We start from the raw sequence: 21,570 nt of genomic DNA, 5'->3' as shown, positions 1-21,570 counted from the left end.
TTTTTTCCCCTTTCAAGCAATCATAAGCACACCAATTTCATATATAACAAATTCAACATTAAGTATTTTTATACCGATAATTATCCAAATTTTCTGGATAACTGTATTTTTTCTAATAAATATTATCGCTTCTAGATTAATATCCAAAAATAGTTTGTTTTTTGGAGGATAACACTTATATGAAAATTTTTAATTTATACGGAGCGTATATATGGTTGTCATTAAAATCGCTTTGGGTATACAGAACTGATTTTATAGTTGGTTCAATTGGCTTTTTATTATCAAACAGTGCTCTATTTTTTTCTATTTTAATCATCTTTACCTTTATTAAAGAACTTGGAGGATGGTCTTTGAATGAAGTTATTCTATTGTATTCATTTGTAACACTAAGTAGAGCACTATGGAACACATTTATGTTTAATATTATGAGCCTTGGAGAAAAAATAAAAACAGGGAATCTTGATGTATTATTATTACGACCTGTTAATCCATTGTTCCAAATCTTTACCGAAAAATTTGATCCAGATACAATTGGAGAGATTTTTTTCTCATTAGTTATTTTTAATTATTCACTAATTGTTTTAGAGTTGGTTAATTTTTGTAATATTTTAAAAATTGCATTTCTATTAATTTCTAGTATATTAACTTTTGCGGCGATTCATTTAGTTGTACACTCGTTATGTTTTTGGTTTATTAATAATGATGGATTGAGTACAATAATATGGCAATTAGATGATTTAACAACTTATCCAATGAGCGTTTTTCCTAAATGGTTAAAAACTATAGTTATTATTGTGCCTTTTGCATTTGTAGGATATTATCCAATGGCATTTTTATTAGATAAAAGTAGTAATAATTTTATGTTGAATATTCTTTCTTTAATTGGAGGACCTATTTTCTTTTTCTTATCTTATCGTTTTTGGTTGTTGGGATTGTCGAAGTATCAAAGCACGGGGTCTTAATGTTCTTAACTTCGAGGATAAATTCTTAAGGGGACTTAAAAATGGAAAATTTATATGAAACATTTAATCATTTTATTGTAAGAGCGCCAGTATATAAGATTCAAGATTTTAAAGGATTTCATCTTAAAAATAAAAACGAGAATAATATTATGGGAATTATGGAAGAATTTAAGAAAGATAGTATCTTTATGGAATCATTGCTAGTTGCTAACTCAGCTCTATACTATATGTTAATTGACTTAGATAACTTAGATAAGAAACGTTTAGAAAAACTTTTTAAATCTACTAGTAGGTATTATTGTAGAATGTGTAGTAGATCTACTCCCTTTGGGCTTTTTGCTGGTATTACAACTGGGAAATACGTTGAAAATAAAAATAATGTTATAAAATTTAATGAACCTAAATCTCACACCAAGAGAGCACGAGTTGATATGGAGTGGCTAACCAAAATTGTAATATATATAGAAAATAATTTAGAAAGTATATTTAATCTTAAGGTATATAGAAATCCTTTATTATTTAATGAAGGTAACAAATTAACATTAATTAATTCAATAAGAAAGTATAAAGAAAATAATACAAATCCTTTGTTGATTAATGTCACAAAACCAATCAAGATTGTTTTAAACTACTTATATGAAAATAAATTGGTAGAAGGTAAAAGGTTGATAGAGGAATTAAAAATATACTATCCTGAAGAGTCTAATTATTCATTATCTCAATTTTTACACATTCTTTTAAAAGAAGAAATTTTATTAAGTACCTTAAGACCTCCTTTATTAGATGTTGATCCACTTGATTATGTAATAGAAAGCCTGTCCAATTTAACCGAATATTCAAATCTAAGAGGAGATTTGTTGGACATAAAAAAATGTATAGAAGTATATAATAATACGGATTTAGGAAAAGGGATTGAAGAATTTGAAAAAATTGTTAATAAAATGGAAAAATTATCTCGTTCATCTCATTATTTACAGGTGGATTTATACTTGAATTTTAAAAAGTTAGAATTAAGTAGCAAGTTAAAGAAAGATCTAACTATTGCTTCAAGATTATTATTGTCTTTATCACCTAATAATACAACACCGAGCTTGTGGAAAGACTTTATAGAAGAATTCGAGGATAATTATGGCACAGATGCAGAAGTTCCAATTATGCAACTTAATGATGTTTTTCACAAATTGGAGGCGAATAAAGGTTATTCCTCAATTAAAAAAAAATCTACTTTAGCTAGTTTTGGATACGATAGACACAGAAGAAACCTATTTATAAGTTATTTTATAGCAGCTTTAAAAAATAATTCAGAAGAAATTGTATTTGATGAAGAATTTATTCAAGAATTTGAATATTATATTCAAGAAAATGAATTGCCAGATACTTTCGAAATTCATGCTTCTTTAATGAATGGCTCTAAAAATGATTATAAGCTTGTTTTAGGCTCAATGGCAGGTTATGCAACAGCAGGACAAAATATTGGTAGATTTTTAGATGGAATAGACAGAAGCGTTGTTGAAGAATTGACAGAAACGTTTAAATTACAATCAGAAAATTCAGATACAATTTTTGCGGAAACAGTCTATTTTCCTTCAGACAGTAGATTGTCAAACATCTCAATTACTAAAAATTTAAGATCTCATGAGATTAATTTAGGTACTTCAACCGTAAATTACCAAAACACTATTGAATTAAATGATTTAGTAGTGGGTGTTTGCGATGATAAAATATATTTAAGATCTTTATCAATGAATAAAGAAATAATACCTACAAAAAATCATTTACTGAATATTGCAGAAAATATACCGAATATAACTAAGTTTTTATATCAAATTTATTACCAAAACACTAAAATTGCAGCTGGTTTTAATGTAATGGAAATCATTGAAAGCCCGTATATACCTAGAATTAGATATAAAAATATCATTCTTTCACCCGCAAGATGGAAAATTGAAAATAAATCAAATAATTTCTCTATTTCAATGTCATTCAATAATTGGATGAAGTCTTTAAAAATTTTAAGGATGGAGTATCATATTCCCAGATATATATATAAGTATGATATTGAAAATGACGGGAATCGTCAGCTGTTTGATTTAGATTGCTTGGATTTATTAAAAGAGCTATTTTTTGAATTTAAAAAATTTGGTTTTTTATTTTTTGAAGAGGCAATAGGGATTGCAGAGAACATGGAGCATAATGTCGATTTTATTTTTCCAATGAAAAAAACTTCCTTTAAAGAAAAGCACAATATAGATAAAAAAAGGATAAATTGTTTAAATAATAATAAAATCTTCTTCCCTGGTAGTGAGTGGCTTTATTTTAAATTTTATATAAACCCAACTCGATATGATGAAATATTAGGTATAAAACTTAGAGATTTATCTGAATATTTATCAAAGAAAAATTTGATAAACAAAAGCTTCTTTATAAGATATCAAGATCCGAAAGATCATATACGATATAGAGTGAAAATTACAAGTATGAGTAACTTAGGTATAATTATAAAGTATGTAAAGTTGTGGGCAGAAGTTTTAAGAGAAGAAGGTCTTTTAAATACGTTTCATATTGCTCCATATAAACCTGAAATTGCAAGATTTGGTGGTCCTAACATTTTTCAACATGTGGAAGATGTTTTTACTGTAGATAGTATAGCCTTAAGTAAACTTATTCAAATGAAGTACAATAATGAATTACAGTTTACTGAAGAAATATTAGGAGTTATTTTAATAATTTATACGCTTGAAGCATTCTCAATACCTACAGACGAACAAATTACTATATTAAAGTCAGTTAAAGTTAAGCAAAATCATAATAATAGATTTAGATTGCTAAGAGCTAAGATAGAAACATTAATTCAACCACTCAATTGGAGTAATCTTAATACTACAGAAAAAGGAAAGAAGGTACTTGAAACCCTTAATGAGCGAAATGAAGCAGTTTACCAATTAAGTGAAAAACTAAATCTTAGTGATAATGAGCAAAATTATACGAACATAGTTCATAGTATTATTCATTTAAGTATAAACAGATTATTTGGTATTGATAAAGAGTTTGAAAATACTATATTAGCTATTAGCTATCTTACTTTAAATAATTTTAAGTATAAGAACTCTAAATGATAATTAAAAATTAAATCGGCCAAGGTACGATGATGAGGACATCGAATTTATTCTATGATTGTTTACTGAAAAATTAGAAACGTAGTTGTCAACTGTTAAATAATCTGAATGAAAAATATGAACGTAAACCACTTGATCGAGTGAATGGTCTGAAAGCATTCTTGAATGATGGACGTATTGAAATCGATAATAATCTAGCTGAAAATGCCATTCGTCCAAACGTCATAGGGAGAAAAAATTGGCTTTTCTCTGTCAGTGAAGCAGGGGCAAAAGCTAACGCCATCTGCTTGAGCATCGCAAAACCTGCCAAAGCAAATGGTTTGGACTTCTATCAATACCTGATGAAGTTAATGACGGATCTGCAGAATCTGGATATCCACCGAAACTTAGAAATTTTTAAGCAGTACATGCCTTGTCAAAAAACATCCAACTACTATTAGTCTTTTTTGCCGAGATGACTACATATTTTTTATATCTTCTGCAATCTGTGCAGGTGAATACTTAATTCCAAATATTTAACCAAAATAGCAGCAACTCGTGCGTAATACTTCTTCTTAAATAATAGGCCCATTCAAATATCCAATGCTATAAAGTCTTCAATTGTAATTGGAACGACTTTGTGTTGAAAGTAAGACATTTATAAATTTCCTTCTTGATACATCGTTAAAATTTCTTTAGCCTGTTTCCGCATATGTTGGATTAATTCTTCTGGCTCAATAATTTTTGCATGTAATCCTAGTCTATAAAATAGAGGAGCGATAAAGTGAAGCTCACCTTCATCAATCACCGCATCGATAGTACCAGTCCCATGTTCGTTGATGGTCACGAAACCTTGGAAATTTGGCTCACTTAGACATTGGCGTACGCCTTCTTTAGACAGTTCAACTAGCAATCTAATAGGGGTTGTTACTTCATATGAATCAAACCATTCTTCTAAGTTTGTAAAATTGCTGTCGTCTTTTATGCTTGAAATAATGGCATGGATACGATCCACTCGAAACAATAAAACTTTATCTTTATGAAAGTCGTATGCAGGCATATACCATAGCCCATTATGAGCATATACACCGATAGGACGAATATGCTTTGTTGTTATCGCTTTTTTTGAGTGGTATTGAATATGGAGCTGACTTCCTTCAATTGACGCATCTAAAACATTTTTTAATAAAGGGGTATCGATTGTTCTCTTAGGATTCCAAAAGGCAATATAAGAGCGAAGTTTATCTACTTTTGCTTGGGCATCTTTTGGAAGTGAACGATATAATTTATGCGTGACGGAGCGGATTTCAGCATCAAAAGGTAAATCACGATAATAATTGAGCGCTTGAAATGCAAAGAAAATGGATACAACCTCTTCTTCTGTAAATAACATAGGTGGAAGTAGACGTGTTGTAATAACGGTATGTCCTCCATTCCTCCCTTGTTCTGCATATATGGGTAAACCCATATCGCTTAAATCCAATAAATCACGATGCACGGTTCGGACGGATATTTTAAATTCATCGGCTAGTTCTTGCGCTGTAAATTTTCTTTTCGCATTTACAAATAGTAGAATATCTAATAAACGTTTTGCTTTAGACATATTCTCACCTTTTCTTTTAATCATGCCATTACTTGTCATGTTTACTGTTTAGTATAGTTTGTGCTAATGATTTAATCAAAAGCAAAACGCTTATGAGAAAAGGAGACCACCTAATGAATAGAAAAATTGTTTTATTTATTGCGACTAGTGTAGATGGATTTATTGCGAAAGAGGATGATGACTTACAATGGTTATTAGAATCAGAAGGGGAAGGGGATAATGGGTACATGGATATGTATCAAACAATTGATACCATTATAATGGGGAAACGCACCTATGATTATGTGATGGAACAGTCTGATGCTTTTCCATATTCTGATAAAAAATGTTATGTTTTCTCGAAATCAGCAAAGAACAAAAATGACGATGTGGAATTTGTAAATGAAAATGTTGTATCGTTTACCCAACAGTTAAAGAAACAATCGGGAGCACATATTTGGATGGTTGGTGGAGCAGAGATTCTTGATGCTTTTATGAAAGAAAATCTAATTGACGAATACATTATTACCATTACCCCGCATATATTAGGTTCTGGCATAGCCCTATTTAAAAAGGATAATCCGCAAATCAATCTAGAATTAATAAAGACAACATGTTATGGACAGATGGTGCAAATGCATTATCAAGTAAAACAAGAAAGTTGATTTTATGGCTGTTGCATATGTTTTTTAAGTAAGTTTTAGCAATAAAGAGATATATCTAAAAGGCGGTCAAAAAAGCATTGTCCAACCAGTTGTCGGTATTATACCAACGACTGGTTGTTTAGTTTTGTTTGGATTTGGTAGGGGAAAACGTCGTTTATGAACAGGAGATAAGTGATTTGTATAGTTCACAACTTCATCAATAATTGAAATGAACAAAAAAAGCGTACGTTATTGTGGGCCATTTTTAACATTCTAAAAATAGAAAAGAGTCACTTCCCTAAAGAAAGTGACCCCAAAACAGGAGAGTTTTTGTAAAGACTTTTTAAGCTTTACACTATTATGAATATGCAGAGGAAGTTATCAAGCATTACCCATTTGTCAGTGAAATAGAATAAAATTTTTGACGAATGGCAGAGTTACAGTGAAAATGGGGATTCGATGAGTTAACAATTTTTATAATATTGATTAGGCGTTACTAGAATAGCATATTCCATTACCGATACATCAAGAGCTAGGAGACTTGTAACGAAGGGCTACCAGAAAACAGGGAACAACTTCTAAAGCACTACAGTAGAGATGAAATTAGAATTAGATTTGAGGATAAGAAAGTAACTTTAAGCTAATTTCCAGCAATATTAAGAAACCTTTTTATTTTCTTTAATGCCAGCAACAACAGAAAGCGCCCCTATTAGAAAGAAGATTAAACCTTGAGAAAAACCTAAGACTATAAATATTCCACCGATAAATAGATAGCTTGCCACAATAGGATTTTTATAATTAATCGTTTTCAAGATATCACCTCCTGCAAACAATAAATTACTTTTAAAAATAGTATATATTATTTATTGTTAAATTATTTTATATATCTTTGGTGTTCACGGAATATTCAAAAAATAGACACTTTTCACCTTGCAAAAGGCATTTTATAATGATTGTAAAAATAACATTTATTTTCAAAGAGGGTGGGTAGAATGTCTTTAAAATTAATAAAAGTAGAAAATATAAGTAAGGAATATAAAGAGAATGTTATTCTAGATGACATCAGCTTTAAAATAAATGCCGGCGAAATTTGTGCTGTTATTGGTAAAAATGGGGCTGGTAAGTCAACTTTGTTTAAAATAATGACCGGACAAATAACTGCAACTAAAGGGCAATTATTATATAGCTATTCAAAAAAAAGGATTCCTAGTATAGGTGCTTTGATTGAACGTCCTGCTTTTTTTAACAATTTGACTGCCTTTGAAAATCTAAAGTATTTTTTTCTTCAGAAAGGCGGAACAAATACGGAGGAAATTGTACAAATAATTAAGTTAGTAGGGCTTGCTAATAATAAAGTACTTTTTTCTGAATTTTCTTTAGGAATGAAACAGAGATTGGGTCTAGCGTTAGCTTTAATTTTTAAGCCAGATGTATTAATTTTAGATGAACCAGTTAATGGACTTGATCCTGAAGGAATTCACGATATTAGAAACATTCTTCTAAAAATAAATCGGGAATTGGGAACAACGATTTTAATTTCTAGTCATATTTTAACGGAGTTAGAGGAAATATCCACCAGTTATATTTTCTTAAATAATGGAAGATTACTCGAAAGAATAAGCAAAGAAGAACTTGAACAAAAAATGATAAATTATTTAAAGATTGTTGTTGATAACACGGAGAAAGCTACAAAAATATTAGAAGAACATTTTCCAGAATTAACTTATGTTATTGAAAATCAAAACCAAATTAAAATAACTGAAAATTTAGATAAAACAAGTGTAATAAATCAAACTTTTGTTAACCATGGTATATCGGTTTTAGGAATGGAAACACATAAATCTACTCTTGAGGATTATTTTTTCAAGTTAACTGGTAGAGGTGAAATATATGAATAATTATATAAAAAGTGATTTTTTTAGATTACATAAAAAGAAATTGAGCTATGTTATTACGTTATTTTTAGCAGTATTAATCGTTGCATTAGCTGTAGTATTAGAGTATTTTGCTCAAACAGAAGCGGATTTTCCATATGGTAACAATCGGTTTTATTACTCAAATGTTTTTGGGATGTCTGGTCTTTCGTTATTAATTATTTGCTTTTTGGCAACGTATTTATTGTGGAAAGATAGGCTAATTATACCGACTTCCATTTCTTTAGGGATTGATAGAAGAACCATTTTTATTGGAAAATTCATAGTTACTTTCATTCATTTTTTAATTGTTGTTTTAATCTTAGGGTCAGTTACCTATTTAGCTGGAGAATTTATACTTACTGATAAAAATGAGACTGTTACCTTAAATTTTCTCATTTCTTTGTCCAATATGTTACCACTGTTAATCAGTGCATTAGCACTTTGCTATTCTGCAACTTTTATCTTCAATAACGAGATAACAGCGATTGTTATTGTGTTTTTGTTTTATAGAGGACTAGCTCTATTGATTTTTGGATTATCCAATGTCAATGAGAATGTTTCATTTATAAGGGAGTATGTTCCAGCAAGTGCTATGGATCAGTTAATAATTGATTTTATGAATGGAACAGCTCAGATAAATATAATTAATTGGATTATAAATCTATTAATTGCTGTTGCTGTATTATTTGTGGGATTAAAAGTGGTTGAAAAAAAGGACTTTACATAATATTAAAATTTACAACTGAAAAAAGATGTTGGCATATTGATTAACAGGTAAGGTTATAAACTAAATGCTATAACGCAATTTTTGTAGAAAAATGTTGACACTTAGAATTAGCATACAATAGAATATATAATTTTATTTGGGAGTGACGTCAGATAACGCAAATAAAATTACATCAAGCAAAATAATAGAAAAGGGGTGAAAAAATGAAAGTAACTCGTAAATCATCACGTGAAGTAGTTAAACGTACGTAAGAAAATGTGGGGGGAGACAAAAGTATTTATTTATAATATTTTACTCTCCCCCTATATGAAGGAGTTTGAATTATGAGATTAAAAGATAACGTCATAATAAAGTTCCGAGAAGACCAGAAAGTAACAGTAATTAATAAAAGAACTACTGAATTTCTTATTGAAGATGTAAATAAATACTATTTTAATATCCTGTCCAATAGATATTTTGATAAAGCTATATCTGATGAGGTTAAATCTTTTTTAATGGAAAACAATTTAGTCTGCAATAATGAAGATTACAGTATTATAGACTCTTCATTGCAGAATAACTTATATTATATAGAGTCAATTGCGAATTCCCCTAATATTTCCAGTACAAAAATACAAAAAGAAATACAAAATAAAAAAATAGGTATAGTTGGGATAGGTGGTACTGGGACTGTTGTTTTAGAACATTTACAAAGAATTGGATTTCTATGTAATTGACTTTGATTTTGTAGAGGCTAGTAACTTAAATAGACAAGTCTTGTATAAAGATGAGGATATTGGAAAAAGAAAAACTGAAGCTATTATTAATAATGTATTAAAAAGGACAAAGATAAGGACTATAGATAGAGAAGTAAAAGAACCCGATGATTTATCTAACATAGATTTTGAAAATATGAACATAATTGTAAATTGTGCAGATAAACCAAGAGATATAGAGTATATTATTGCCAGATTTTGTGAGCACTATAATATTCCGTTTGTTTCTGCAAGTGTGGGAATTGAAACAGGGACATGGGGACCAATTTATGATGAAAGTAACAAATTTCCATATAATAATTTGAATTTATTTACACACGGTATAAATGGATCTATTTCACCTACAAATTCAATTATAGGAAGTTTTTTGGCATATGATGTATTTATTTATTTATTTAACTAAAATACAAGATGAGTATCCTTTATACAATAAAAAGATTATTGATTTTTTGAAACTTAGAATAGAGGTACTATGATGAGGATTGTACTTGATGATTATCCAAAAAATTCAATACCTTTTGATGTGGTCGATTATTCTTCTGCTTTAATATGTTCAATGTTATATGAACCGTTATTTATCAAGAAAAATGACTGTTTTTTTGAAAACTTGGTTAAAGACTTAAGTAAATGTAAGCAAATTGTTTTGGATTTTAAAGAATTTTATTGGTCCAACGGAGAGCAATGTACTCCTAAAGATTTTAAGGATACTTTATTTTACATAATTAAAAATCGTCTACCATTATCCCAATCTTTAGATTTTATAGAAGGAGTAAGAGATTATCTCGATGGAGAAAAGGATAACCTTGATGATATAGGTATAACAGTAAAAAATAATCGAATATACATTACTTCATTAATTAAAAGCGATTATTATAAACATCTTTTTTCAACAATATATTTTGTACCAGTTAAGTTCATCGATGGAGAGCCAACTAGTGATATTAGTTATGGTTACTTTCAAAAGGAGTCAACAGATTGTTTACTAAAATTTAGGTCCAATAAATATCATAGGAATTATAAAGAAGAAAAGGTATTATCGTTTATCATTGATGATAAACCACATAATAATATTAAATACTTTTTTTCTTCAAAGGTTGATATTACTTCCACAACTATTTTTAGGAGAAAAGATATTTTAAAATTTAAAGACCTTAGGAGCTATAGGAGCCTAAATTCGAATCTTATGCTTCGGATAGAGTTTAAAGAAGATTTAAAGGACCTAAAAGAAATTTTAGAAAATAGTATAAGAAATTTTTTTAAGAAAAATTTAGATGTGTTAGATGATATAGATATTGTAGATAACTTAGAAATGGGGATTTTAGAAGAAGATAAAATAGATAATTTCAAGTATAAGAAAGAAATAAAAATTTTATTTTCTGATTATTATCCTAATAATTTAATTTCGAAGGGGTTAATAAGTACATTAAATACCATGGGGATGACTACCAAAATAATATTTGGAGATATGGATTTTTATCTAAATGAATACTACGACAATAACTACGATATATGTATACATGTTGTATCGCCTGTCACACAGCATGAGATTGATTATTATATGGAGAAGATGAACCACATAGATAGTTGCTATATTGAGGAATATATAAATTTGTTAAACAAATGGTTCCACAACAATTTAAGTAATAACAGTCTTGATAAATTTTTAAAAAAACATGGGCTATTTATAGAAATTGGGAGATTAAAGCATCGTTATCTCATAAGTGACAGAGCTTCATCTGTGCTTTTTGATGATAATGGATTATTTTTTTGTGGTTGGTGATTTGAATGAAAGAAAATCATTTTTTGAGAGCGCTATATCCCTCTTTGGATAAGTGGGATATAGATTATAATCTAGTGAAAGAAAAGATTTTTAATTGCAAGTTCTCCACTAATAATATTGAATATTGTCTATTAAACCTGGAGTCTATATATACTGATTTAGATAAATTACATACCTACATTTTATTAAAGACTGAGTTAAATATTAAAGATAATGAAATTAAGAATAGATTACGAGAAATTGAATATTTATACACAGTTATATATTACAAAACGGAAGTATTAAACAATTTCATAAGGGGTAATTTGGAAACAATTATCTCGATTGTTTCAACTAATCCGAAGTTATATAGATTTAAAACATATTATAAGAAAATGTTTATAAAAAAGGATGGCGAAGATTTTCTGGAAAATGTATATTATCAACTCGATCTTGAAAAGAAGTATGAAAGTTTATTATATGAAAGTGATTTTTTATGTAAAATCAATTACAATCACGAGAATATAATTATTAAACATAATGAGCTATTAACAGCATTAAACAATAATGATAGGACGTTTAGAAAATCTGTTTATCAAAACGCAGTTCAGCATTTAGCGAGGAGAGCAGACGATTTTGCATTTATAATTAATATTTTCTATCAGATAAAAAACGCTAATTCTTTAAGATTAGGGTATCAATCATATTCTGAACAAGTATTAAATGAATGCATATTTGAAATCAAGAAGGAACAGTTTAAAGAACAAGTGTCTGGAGTAAAAAGCTTAACCAAAGAGATTTTAGATATTAAAAGGAGATTATTGGAATATCCTGAAATATCTTATCACGATATGTATTATACAATAAATACAGATAGTCATATTACCCTAGAAATGGCGGAATTAATAATTAAAGACGCACTAAATATTTTGGGGGAAGACTATATCCAAGTGGTGGAGAGGGCATTTAAAGAAAAATGGGTACATTTCGATTCCTCAATCAATAAAAAATTCGGGGCGCGCTCGTATTCATCTTTTTCATCTCATCCTTACATAATAATGCATTGGAATCATGATTTAGAAAGTTTATTTACTCTAGTTCATGAATTAGGGGGAGCTATAGCCCAATATTTTGCACAAAAAAGTGAGTCAATATTGTATTCAGAATTATCAATACTAAAGGTTGAATTTAGCTCGTTTATTAATGAAATTATATTAATAGATCATCTGTTGTATAGAAACAATTATGGTTTAAATAGGGACTCCCTTAAGTTAAAATTACTTGATTTATTAAAGGATAGTTATGTTATACCATTTGAATACGTTTCTATTTTAGATATTTTATCTTCAAAAGCAAGAGAAGGAATATTAAGTAAAAATAAAATTAATATTTATTACGATTCAACTATAAAATCTTTTCGTGAATACGAACATTTTACAAATTTTAATATGAATAAATATAACTGGATAAAAGGACACGAGGGACTAAACTTAGATTATAATTTGCAATATATTTGCGCATTTTTATTTGCGTTTAATGTTTTTCAACACAAACGAAATTTTAAGAAAATTAGCAATCTTTTTTGTCATGGAGAAAAAATAAGTGATGTAGAGTATTTTGGAGCGTTAATTAGTACTTTGGATTTCAATATTTTAAATCAATATACACTTAAAAAGATAAGAGATATGCTAATAAATTTATAAGAACAAATATATTTATAAAAATAAATACAATATCAATTGCAAGAAGTTATAGGATTTGAAAAATATTTGTATGTTTGACGGAAAATTTAATCAAAAGGAGAGTGTAGAGCTTGCTAATGCAGAATATCTAGAAAGATTCTTATTTTTAGCCCTTAAGGAGTAGACACAATGATCTTTAACAAATTAAATACAACATTAAAGGTTAGATTGGTTTCAAATCTCTTTCAGGAAATTATATTTACTGGAACAATGCCTTTTGTAGCATTGTATTTAACTGATATGATAAGTGTTAAATTTTCGGGAATATTTCTTACCGTAGCAGTGGTTATTTCAATGGCATTTTCCTTTATTGGGGGATATGTTAGTGATAGCAATCGAAAGAAAACGAACATAGTATTACTTCAAATATTAATGAGTATTTTCTTATTGTTAATGGGAGTTGGGTTGCTGGTTAGTTCTTTAATGTTATTTTGTATCAGCTACTTGCTATTTACCATAGCCTTTGGAATACAGTCCCCGATTATGGATGCTGCAATTATGGATGCAATAACTGAGTACGAGTCATATGTCTATAAACTAAGTTACTGGATTACTAATGTAGGAGTTGCAATTGGTTCGGTTATTGGCGGATTTTTTTATAGCTACAAGCCATTTTTATTATTTACAATAGGTTTTATTGTATACATTATAGTTGCACTAGCGTTTATAAAATGGTTTGTTGAAATCTCCGTTGAAAGACGTTCGAAAATACTCAGTAATGTTCTAAGGGATGGTATCAGCAGCTATATGGATGCCATAAAAGACCGAAGATATATGATTTTAACTATTGGATTCAGTCTAATAATGATTGGGGAACTTTCAATTTATTCATATATTGCTATTAAACTCAAGCAAAGTTTTGAAGAAGTGAATGTATTACAGATTAACATTGACGGAATTAAAATGTACTCTATTATACTGCTTCTAAATACGATAATAGTTGTTTTTTTCACATTTAATATAACTAAATTGGTTGAAAAACTATCAACAGGAAGAGTACTCGTCTTGGGGCTCACACTATACACAGTTGGTTATGTCGGCCTAAGTTATTTTAATACATTAATACCGCTTATAATTGCTATTATATTAGCTACAGTAGGAGAAATTATTTATTCACCTGTTTATAGTACCGAACGATATAAAATAATTCCCGAATCTAAACGTGGTTCATACTCAGCAATTGAGAATATTGGGTTCTATTTTGCTGAGATACTGGCACGTCTGGCAATTGTATTAAGTGTATATTTATCATCCTTTCAAATGTCATTGTTATTATTAATTATACTAACGGTAGGAAGTATAATGACTTCTCGATCTTTAACCTTAACAGAGAGTGTAAATAGAAATGACAAATAGCCTTGATTGTTGAAGTTTCAAAAGTAAAAACCCAATTTATTATTTAAAATTTGGTTATTTTATTCTTCCAAGTAAAGGATTCTTTTGTTAGCACTTGCTACAGCAAGTACTGGAAGACCTGTAACGAATGGCTACTACAAAAAGAGAACAGCTCCTAAAAGTGCTACTACAGGAGAGATGGCATTTAAATTAGGTAGTTATTTAAAAACTTTCTCAAGGTGAGCGAAAATATTGCCTATTGTAGTATTGAATTAGATGGAGGATAAGAAAGTAATTACTGTACTAAAAACTTATCCTCAACCAAATCTATTGCATAATTAAATTATGAACAGGAGATAAGTGATTTGTATAGTTCACCTATGATTCCTTGCATTTGATGGACGCCTAAATCAGTATTTGTCATAACAATCATTCCTTTTTCTATAAAAGGAAAAAATACAAGCATACATTGAAATCCAATACCCCAGCCAAGGGAGGAGATTTCTACTTCTTGTCCTGAGCCCTCAAGGAATACCCCTAAACCAGCCCATTCTTTAGCACCTTGTGGTTGAATTAGCTCTTCGACTAGGTTTGCAGAGATACCGATTTTACTAGAGCCCTTTAAAGCATTTATTAACTCTAGTAATAATTTAGCTAAATCAGCGGGGGATGTCCATAAGCCACAAGCAGCAGGGTAAGGATAAATTGGGTAGTTATCTGTCACCGATTTTCCATTTTTGTGGTGACCACTAGCGAAAGTTTGTTCTTTTGATGATGTAAATGTTGTAGAAAGTGTGCTATGTGTCATAGTTAACGGTTTAAATATATGTTCCTCTATAATCGAGTCAAATGATTGTGCCATTACATCTTCTATTAATAACTGTATAATACAAAAACCAGCATCCGAATAATGAAATGCATGCCAAGGTTCACCACTTACTTCTATAGGGCTTTGACAGTAAGGTGTTGTGCCATTTAACAAATTTACCATTGACGGTTTCGCATGAGCAGCGTTTAAAGTTGAAAAACTATTCGCTGGATCTATAATGCCAGATTGATGACAAAGTAAGTTTCGTAATGTTACTTTTTTTAGCTTCGTATATTGATTTTCCGGTACCTTCCACGATTTCAGTTTGTTATTGACATCCTCATCTAAATCTAAATAGCCTTGTTCCACTAATACCATTACTACCATGCTCGTTAAAAATTTGCTTATAGAACAGGCATTGAAAAGAGATTGGTCATTTACTTTTTGCCTAGTTCCTGCCATAAGATATCCATAATGTACTATTTGACTAATCTGCCCCTTTTCAATTACCAATAGACTTAACCCTTGAACACGATAGTGATTCATACGTTCCTCAATATTTACTCTGGTCATTAGACACCATCCATCAATTTTTATACTAATTATAACATGATGAACAAACATACGTTTCCTTTTAAGGGGGGTTAGCTATACCACAAGAAAAAGACATCGAGTATATAAGTTCTCGATGCCTTTCGTCCTATGGTTGGTGAGCGACCCTTTATGCATTTTTCTTCGTTTTGGTCGCTCTTTTTCTTGTTGTTGGTTTTTTTGTTTTATCTAAAGAAGCTTGGAGTGCTGACATTAAATCAGTAACGTTGTCAGGTAGAGGACGCTTATCACTGGCAGATACTGAATTTGTCGCTTTCTTTTCTTCGATAAGTTCCATTAAAGCATTGCGATAGTCATCTGTATATTTTTCTGGATTAAATACAGTTGTTAACTGGTCAACTAGCATCAGTGCAGCGTCTAATTCTTTTTGAACAATGGTTGGCTCGCTTGGGATGTTTGGAACATCTTGCACACTACGAACTTCGTCAGGAAAATGGATTGTTTCCATTACAAGGGCATTTTGATAAACACGAACAATCGCAAGCTGTTCCTTCGAACGAATAATAATTTTAGCAACGCCAATTTTACCTGACTCTTCTAATGTTTGTCGCAATAGGGCATATGCCTTACTGCCTGTAGTATCAGGCGATAAGAAATAAGTTCGTTCAAAATAGATAGGGTCAATTTCGCCTAATTTAACAAAATCGATAATTTCAACAGCCTTATCTTCGTTTTCTTTACGCAAGTTCTCTAGCTCTTCTTCATCTAGAACGACAAACTTATTTTTTGCATACTCATATGCCTTTACAATATTTTCTTCTGTTACTTCTTGATTACAACCCTCACATACTTTCTTATAGCTAATAGGTGTATGGCATTCTTTATGAAGTTGTCGTAATTTAATGTCTTTATTTTCTGTAGCAGCATGTAGTTTAACTGGTATGTTGACAAGACCAAATGAAATACTGCCTTTCCAAACTGTATGCATGTTGTCACCTCGTTTTTCTTACTATGTAATAATTTGATGTGTTTTATGTATGCTAAATAAAAATAGTGTCAACAGTACAAAATAAGAAAGTAGGTGTACAAGATTAAACCAATGTTACTAGTAGAAGCAAATGAACCGCCAAAAGGAGATGATTGGCTTTACGAAGGGAAATATGACGGATTCCGCTGTCTATTACAGTGGACTGATGAAGAGCCTATTTTGAAAAGTAGAAATGGCAATGTGTTAAATCATTTGTTTCCGGAAATTATTGATTATTGCAGAAGTCTTTATAATCAGATCAAAGTATTTTTACCGTTAGTATTTGACGGAGAAATAGTGTATTTAATCAACAACTATAAAAGTGAATTTGCAGTCGTGCAACAACGGGGAAGAATGCAAAAAAAAGAAGTGATTGCTGCACATGCCACATCCTTTCCTTGTCATTATATTGTTTTTGATTTACTTTCCTATCAAGGGGAAAGTCAAATGAATCGCTATTTAAAAACGCGAAAACAGCAACTAAACACTCTTTTTACATCGTTAAAGCTACCGACTGCTATTAAATATGAAGAAAACCATCGTTTACAAGCAATTGATGTTTTTGAAGATAGCCAAACTTTGTGGCATTTCATCAAAATTTATAATGGTGAAGGTATTATTGCCAAGAAAAAGACGAGTAAATGGCAGGAGGCTGTACGGTCAACACATTGGCTAAAAATTAAAAATTGGAAAATTGTCACAGTGATTGTGAACAAATTTGATAAAGGAAATGGATATTTTCACGGTTGTGTGCATCGACAGGGTGTGCTAACGGAAGTGGTTGTTTTTAGGCATGGGATGAAAAAGGACGAGTTAAATACCCTCATTACATTCTTTCAAGCAAATGGGCAACAAAACAACGAAACATGGCAATTAGAACCATCCATCTGTATTGATATCGCATGTATCGACTTTGATGGTAGTAAGTTAAGAGAACCTCGTTTTCATGCCTTTCGATTAGAAATGGAACACCAGTACTGTAATTGGCAGCTTATGCAACGCCAGCTTATGCCTATACCGGATAGTGTGTCAGTCACGCATCCCAACAAGCCAGTGTGGCCTGCTATCGCAATTACTAAAGAGGACTATTTGTACTATTTACAGGTTGTATCACCTTTTATACTGCCATTTTTACGAAATCGACCTATTACGTTAATTCGTTTTCCTCATGGGGTACTAGGAGAGAGTTTCTATCAAAAAAGCAGTCCGGAACATCTACCTGCATTTGTCGCAACAGAAAAAATGAGCGAACATCATAGTATCCTATGCAATAATCTTGAAACACTGCTGTGGTTAGGGAACCAACTTGCATTAGAATTTCACATCCCTTTTCAAACCATTGACAGTGAAAAGCCTACCGAGATTGTTTTTGACCTGGATCCTCCTTCGGTAGATGCATTTTCACTTGCTGTAAGTGGTGCACTACACTTAAAAGAAATATTTGATTATTTTAAACTACAGTCTTTTGTTAAAACTTCTGGGGGTAAAGGTTTGCAAGTTTATATTCCATTACCATTCAATACATTTTCTTATGAACAAGTTCGCCTTTTTACTGAGTTTGTCTGTCGTTTTTTATGTGAGCAAAAACCCGAATTATATACGATTGAACGTTTAAAGAAAAATCGCAAAGATAGATTGTATTTAGATTATGTGCAACATGCGGAAGGGAAAACGATTATATCGCCGTTTTCCACCAGAGGTAATGAAATGGGCTTAGTTGCAACACCTCTACATTGGAATGAAGTAAACGACAAACTATCACCGCAACAATTTACGATACCTGCTGTTATAGAGCGAATTAAACGAGTGGGTAATCCATTTATCCATTTTCAAGCGATAGGGGAAGAACAGGACTTTCAGGCAGTGCTCCAGCATTTAAATAACCAATAAAAGAATCTGCAACATTTCTCAAAGTTACCGTGAGAAATGAGCAGATTCTTTATCTATTTGCTATTAGATGGTTTGTTTTTTTGCAAATAATCGAGAATGCCCATTGCTGATACTGCTGTATCAAAAGGAATCGTTTGATAGACGGGATGGCTCTCTGCAATACCATTTCGCTGTAGATATTGATGTAATAGTGCTTGCAATCTCGTATCTAATAATTTAGCTTGCTGTGCTAAAGTACCGGATGAAGCTAGTGCCTTTTCTCCTTCAGCTAAAAACAAGGGCGTCCAGTAGCGAACTTGACGATAGGCTTCTGTTGGATTTTGATAGGCACCGTAATGACCGAAATACAATTCCTGAACGTTAAGTTTTTCGTATAATTGAATCGATTGCTCCATCGTATCTGGATCATACTGATTCGGGGAAGTTGAAGGGATAATTAAATCAATTGCTTCATCAGCCAACTCGGGATAACAGACACCTGTTGTATCACCTACAAACATTCCATTCGTCGCAGAGTAATGCATGGATACGTGATGCTTGGCATGACCTTCTGTATGGTAAAAAGTTAGTTGATGATTGCCCAATGATAAAATATCGCCATGCCTAGCTTCAATAATCCGTTCAGGCGCAACTGGTACGATTGGGTCAAAGAGGCGTTGGAATTCTTGACCATATACAGACTTTGCACTTGCAATTAGGCGGGTTGGATCAACCATATGCCCAGCACCACGGGGGTGTACGACTAATTTTGCTTTCGGGCAACTTTGAAGAAAAAGACCAGCCCCGCCTGCATGATCTAAATGAATATGTGTAACGATTACATAGTCAATATCATCTAGTGTAATTTGCAATTCATTTAAACTTTCTATTATATAGGGCACGGAAGGACTTGCAGATGTTTCAATCAACGCAATTTTCTCATCTATAAGTAAATAAGCGCTTGTGCGTTCCTTCCGATTCAAATCGTGCGTATCAATGCAAAAAAAGTTTGGTGCTATTTTTTGTACTCTCTCCATTAAAAAATCCCCCTTCTGATTAGAAAAAAGCTAAATTCTCTCTAAAATACCTTTTTTGTCTATAAAAAGTAATGTTTATACTATATAATAATAGAAAAACAAACTGAATGTCCATTCATTTTTTAGGAGGGAACTATAATGGAGGTCAATATTCGCTATGATACACGGAAAGTTCATCGTGTTAATTTAGCCATCATTTCAATTTTAGCTATTCTTATTTGTGGCCCAATGATACTTACAAAAGGAATTATGTTCTTATTTATTGGTCTGGCGGTAATTGCTTTCGCTTTATGTAATTATTTTTTACCTATCCAAACATATATTAAGGGATTTATATTTGGCATGATCCCCTCCAGTATCGTTTTTACATTGTTTTTACTAGATAGTTTTTCATTGAACAAGCATTATATTTTGCTTTGTACAATTGCCATTATTGCGTTGTACTTTAAAAAGGAACTGATTATCTTTTTTGGGATCATACTAAACGTAAGCTTCGTGATTTTATATATAGTGAAATCGGAATCACTCTTGGGACCTTTCAACGATATTATTGTATTCATTACATTATTAGCTATTACCAATGGCGTTATGATTGTTTTCTTTCTACTGGCTAAATGGGGAAATGAGCTAATTACACATGCAGCGGCGCAGCAAAATGAAGTAAAAGCTTCGCTCGCTCAACTACAGATGACCTTCAATCAAATTGAACAAAGTAGCTATAGACTAGATGAGCATATTACACGTTTTCAACAAACTATGCACAGTATTTCGGGGTCAAGTAAGCAAATATTACAAGCAACAGAAGATATCGCGGCTAGTATTCAACAGGAAGCCTCAAGTTTACAAATGATTCACGGAACAATGAAGGAATCCGTACAATTTGTTAATAAAACCTTTTCCATATCACAGGATACGGTAGCGAAATCTAGTAATCTCCAACAGGAAGTATTAGCAGGGTGGGGCAAAATGCAAGAGGCGATGGCTCAAATGAGTGTTATGAACAATGCAATCGGTTCAACTGCTGAGACCGTCCAAGCATTGCAACAAAGTTTGCACACAGTGGATAATTTGTTGAAAGGCATCCAACATATAGCAGAACAGACGAACTTACTTGCATTAAATGCCACGATTGAAGCTGCTAGAGCAGGCGAACAAGGAAAGGGATTTGCTGTTGTTGCTGATGAGGTACGGAAATTGGCAGAAGAAAGTGCGGCCATTACGGTTAGCATTACAAATGTAACTAAAACAATATTCGAAAAATCAACGGAAGCTCAACAACGTTCGAATGATGGAGAACAAGCACTACAATATGGTGAATTGCTGTTGCAGGATGTCAGCCACTTCTTTAACGTTTTAAAAGATACCTTTGCTATAACCAATACGGATTTAACAAGTGGTATGAATGAATTAAGTAGTGCCATTTTGCAATTTGAAAAAATTCAAGAACAAATTGAAAAATTGAATGAGATGACGGAGGAAAATGCTGCTTCTACTAGTGATATTTTACTTTCGGTTGAGGACGAGCATCAAATGCTTGAAATGATGACTAGTACAACCGATCAAATTCAAGAGCTTAGTATGGCGTTAAAGTCTCTGGTCACAAAGGATACTGTATCGAACTGAATGGATTGATTTTCCTTTATTATTTGGTGCTTCGAGGGTTCAATCCCTGTATTTTTATAGTAAACAACTAATTTTATTATTGTTGCAAACTAAATGTGCATATTTTTTTAAAAAATGTTTAAAATAAAACAGGCCGA

The 21,570-nt window shown here is 31.2% G+C and carries 17 protein-coding genes and 1 pseudogene; 13 read left to right on the top strand and 5 right to left on the bottom strand.

The genetic code is table 11. The annotated features are described in order from the left end of the window. The first annotated feature begins 179 nt into the window (after positions 1-179). The 3 genes and pseudogenes from C9J37_RS11085 to C9J37_RS11075 all read left to right on the top strand — a co-directional run. A complete protein-coding gene (locus C9J37_RS11085; RefSeq protein ID WP_107895390.1) occupies positions 180-962 on the top strand; it encodes an ABC transporter permease in 783 nt (260 codons plus the stop codon). A gap of 41 nt (positions 963-1,003) precedes the next feature. After that, entirely contained in the window at positions 1,004-4,078 is a 3,075-nt protein-coding gene (locus C9J37_RS11080; RefSeq protein ID WP_107895389.1) for a lantibiotic dehydratase, read from the top strand. 131 nt (positions 4,079-4,209) lie between these two features. Then, a pseudogene (locus tag C9J37_RS11075) lies at positions 4,210-4,518 on the top strand (IS66 family transposase); the annotation flags it as partial. A gap of 197 nt (positions 4,519-4,715) precedes the next feature. On the opposite strand, the gene C9J37_RS11070 reads toward C9J37_RS11075, so the two are convergent. Beyond that, complete coding sequence (locus tag C9J37_RS11070) at positions 4,716-5,660, bottom strand: helix-turn-helix transcriptional regulator (protein ID WP_107895388.1); 945 nt, start codon at positions 5,658-5,660, stop codon at positions 4,716-4,718. Positions 5,661-5,773: 113 nt separating this feature from the next. Between C9J37_RS11070 and C9J37_RS11065 the strand changes: the two genes are divergently transcribed. Next, entirely contained in the window at positions 5,774-6,304 is a 531-nt protein-coding gene (locus tag C9J37_RS11065; protein ID WP_107895387.1) for a dihydrofolate reductase family protein, read from the top strand. A gap of 635 nt (positions 6,305-6,939) precedes the next feature. On the opposite strand, the gene C9J37_RS28260 is transcribed toward C9J37_RS11065, so the two are convergent. Continuing rightward, on the bottom strand, positions 6,940-7,095 hold the full coding sequence (locus tag C9J37_RS28260) for a hypothetical protein (protein ID WP_167397300.1): 156 nt from the start codon (positions 7,093-7,095) through the stop codon (positions 6,940-6,942). A gap of 180 nt (positions 7,096-7,275) precedes the next feature. Here C9J37_RS28260 and C9J37_RS11060 point away from each other — a divergent pair, with 180 nt between their 5' ends. The 7 genes from C9J37_RS11060 to C9J37_RS11030 all read left to right on the top strand — a co-directional run bounded on the left by C9J37_RS11060 (position 7,276) and on the right by C9J37_RS11030 (position 14,538). After that, positions 7,276-8,181 (top strand): ATP-binding cassette domain-containing protein, encoded by a 906-nt coding sequence (locus C9J37_RS11060; protein WP_107895386.1) that lies wholly within the window; start codon positions 7,276-7,278, stop codon positions 8,179-8,181. Then, positions 8,174-8,926 carry a hypothetical protein gene (locus tag C9J37_RS11055; RefSeq protein WP_107895385.1) on the top strand — a complete coding sequence of 251 codons (753 nt, stop codon included), beginning with the start codon at positions 8,174-8,176 and terminating at the stop codon, positions 8,924-8,926. The genes C9J37_RS11060 and C9J37_RS11055 overlap by 8 nt, the downstream gene beginning before the upstream one ends. Positions 8,927-9,249: 323 nt before the next feature. Then, positions 9,250-9,642: a hypothetical protein gene (locus tag C9J37_RS11050; RefSeq protein ID WP_107895384.1), complete on the top strand. Its 393-nt coding sequence runs from the start codon at positions 9,250-9,252 to the stop codon at positions 9,640-9,642. Positions 9,643-9,682: 40 nt separating this feature from the next. Beyond that, a complete protein-coding gene (locus C9J37_RS11045; RefSeq protein ID WP_235617088.1) occupies positions 9,683-10,084 on the top strand; it encodes a ThiF family adenylyltransferase in 402 nt (133 codons plus the stop codon). Positions 10,085-10,156: 72 nt separating this feature from the next. Beyond that, the gene (locus C9J37_RS11040) at positions 10,157-11,461 is read left to right on the top strand and encodes a periplasmic substrate-binding domain-containing protein (protein WP_107895382.1); all 1,305 of its coding nucleotides are present in this window, start codon (positions 10,157-10,159) and stop codon (positions 11,459-11,461) included. A gap of 5 nt (positions 11,462-11,466) precedes the next feature. Continuing rightward, positions 11,467-13,143 carry a gluzincin family metallopeptidase gene (locus C9J37_RS11035; RefSeq protein ID WP_107895381.1) on the top strand — a complete coding sequence of 559 codons (1,677 nt, stop codon included), beginning with the start codon at positions 11,467-11,469 and terminating at the stop codon, positions 13,141-13,143. Positions 13,144-13,311: 168 nt separating this feature from the next. After that, on the top strand, positions 13,312-14,538 hold the full coding sequence (locus C9J37_RS11030) for an MFS transporter (protein WP_107895380.1): 1,227 nt from the start codon (positions 13,312-13,314) through the stop codon (positions 14,536-14,538). A 322-nt stretch (positions 14,539-14,860) separates the two neighbouring features. Here the strand turns inward: C9J37_RS11030 and C9J37_RS11025 are convergent, their stop codons facing one another. Continuing rightward, complete coding sequence (locus C9J37_RS11025) at positions 14,861-15,898, bottom strand: serine hydrolase domain-containing protein (protein ID WP_107895379.1); 1,038 nt, start codon at positions 15,896-15,898, stop codon at positions 14,861-14,863. Between the two features lie 148 nt (positions 15,899-16,046). Then, the gene (ku, locus tag C9J37_RS11020; RefSeq protein WP_069512696.1) at positions 16,047-16,865 is read right to left on the bottom strand and encodes a non-homologous end joining protein Ku; all 819 of its coding nucleotides are present in this window, start codon (positions 16,863-16,865) and stop codon (positions 16,047-16,049) included. A gap of 102 nt (positions 16,866-16,967) precedes the next feature. Between ku and C9J37_RS11015 the strand changes: the two genes are divergently transcribed. Further along, positions 16,968-18,794: a DNA ligase D gene (locus C9J37_RS11015; protein ID WP_107895396.1), complete on the top strand. Its 1,827-nt coding sequence runs from the start codon at positions 16,968-16,970 to the stop codon at positions 18,792-18,794. A 53-nt stretch (positions 18,795-18,847) separates the two neighbouring features. On the opposite strand, the gene C9J37_RS11010 is transcribed toward C9J37_RS11015, so the two are convergent. Further along, positions 18,848-19,810, bottom strand: coding sequence for an MBL fold metallo-hydrolase (locus C9J37_RS11010; RefSeq protein WP_107895378.1), 963 nt, complete (start codon positions 19,808-19,810; stop codon positions 18,848-18,850). Between the two features lie 138 nt (positions 19,811-19,948). Between C9J37_RS11010 and C9J37_RS11005 the strand changes: the two genes are divergently transcribed. Further along, positions 19,949-21,433, top strand: coding sequence for a methyl-accepting chemotaxis protein (locus tag C9J37_RS11005; RefSeq protein ID WP_024361828.1), 1,485 nt, complete (start codon positions 19,949-19,951; stop codon positions 21,431-21,433). Positions 21,434-21,570: the final 137 nt, after the last annotated feature.

The sequence above is a fragment of the Lysinibacillus mangiferihumi genome (assembly GCF_003049665.1).
Classification (GTDB): Bacteria; Bacillota; Bacilli; order Bacillales_A; family Planococcaceae; genus Lysinibacillus; species Lysinibacillus mangiferihumi.
Note: the sequence above shows the minus strand (reverse complement) of the source record. Positions and strands in the feature narration are given on the sequence as shown.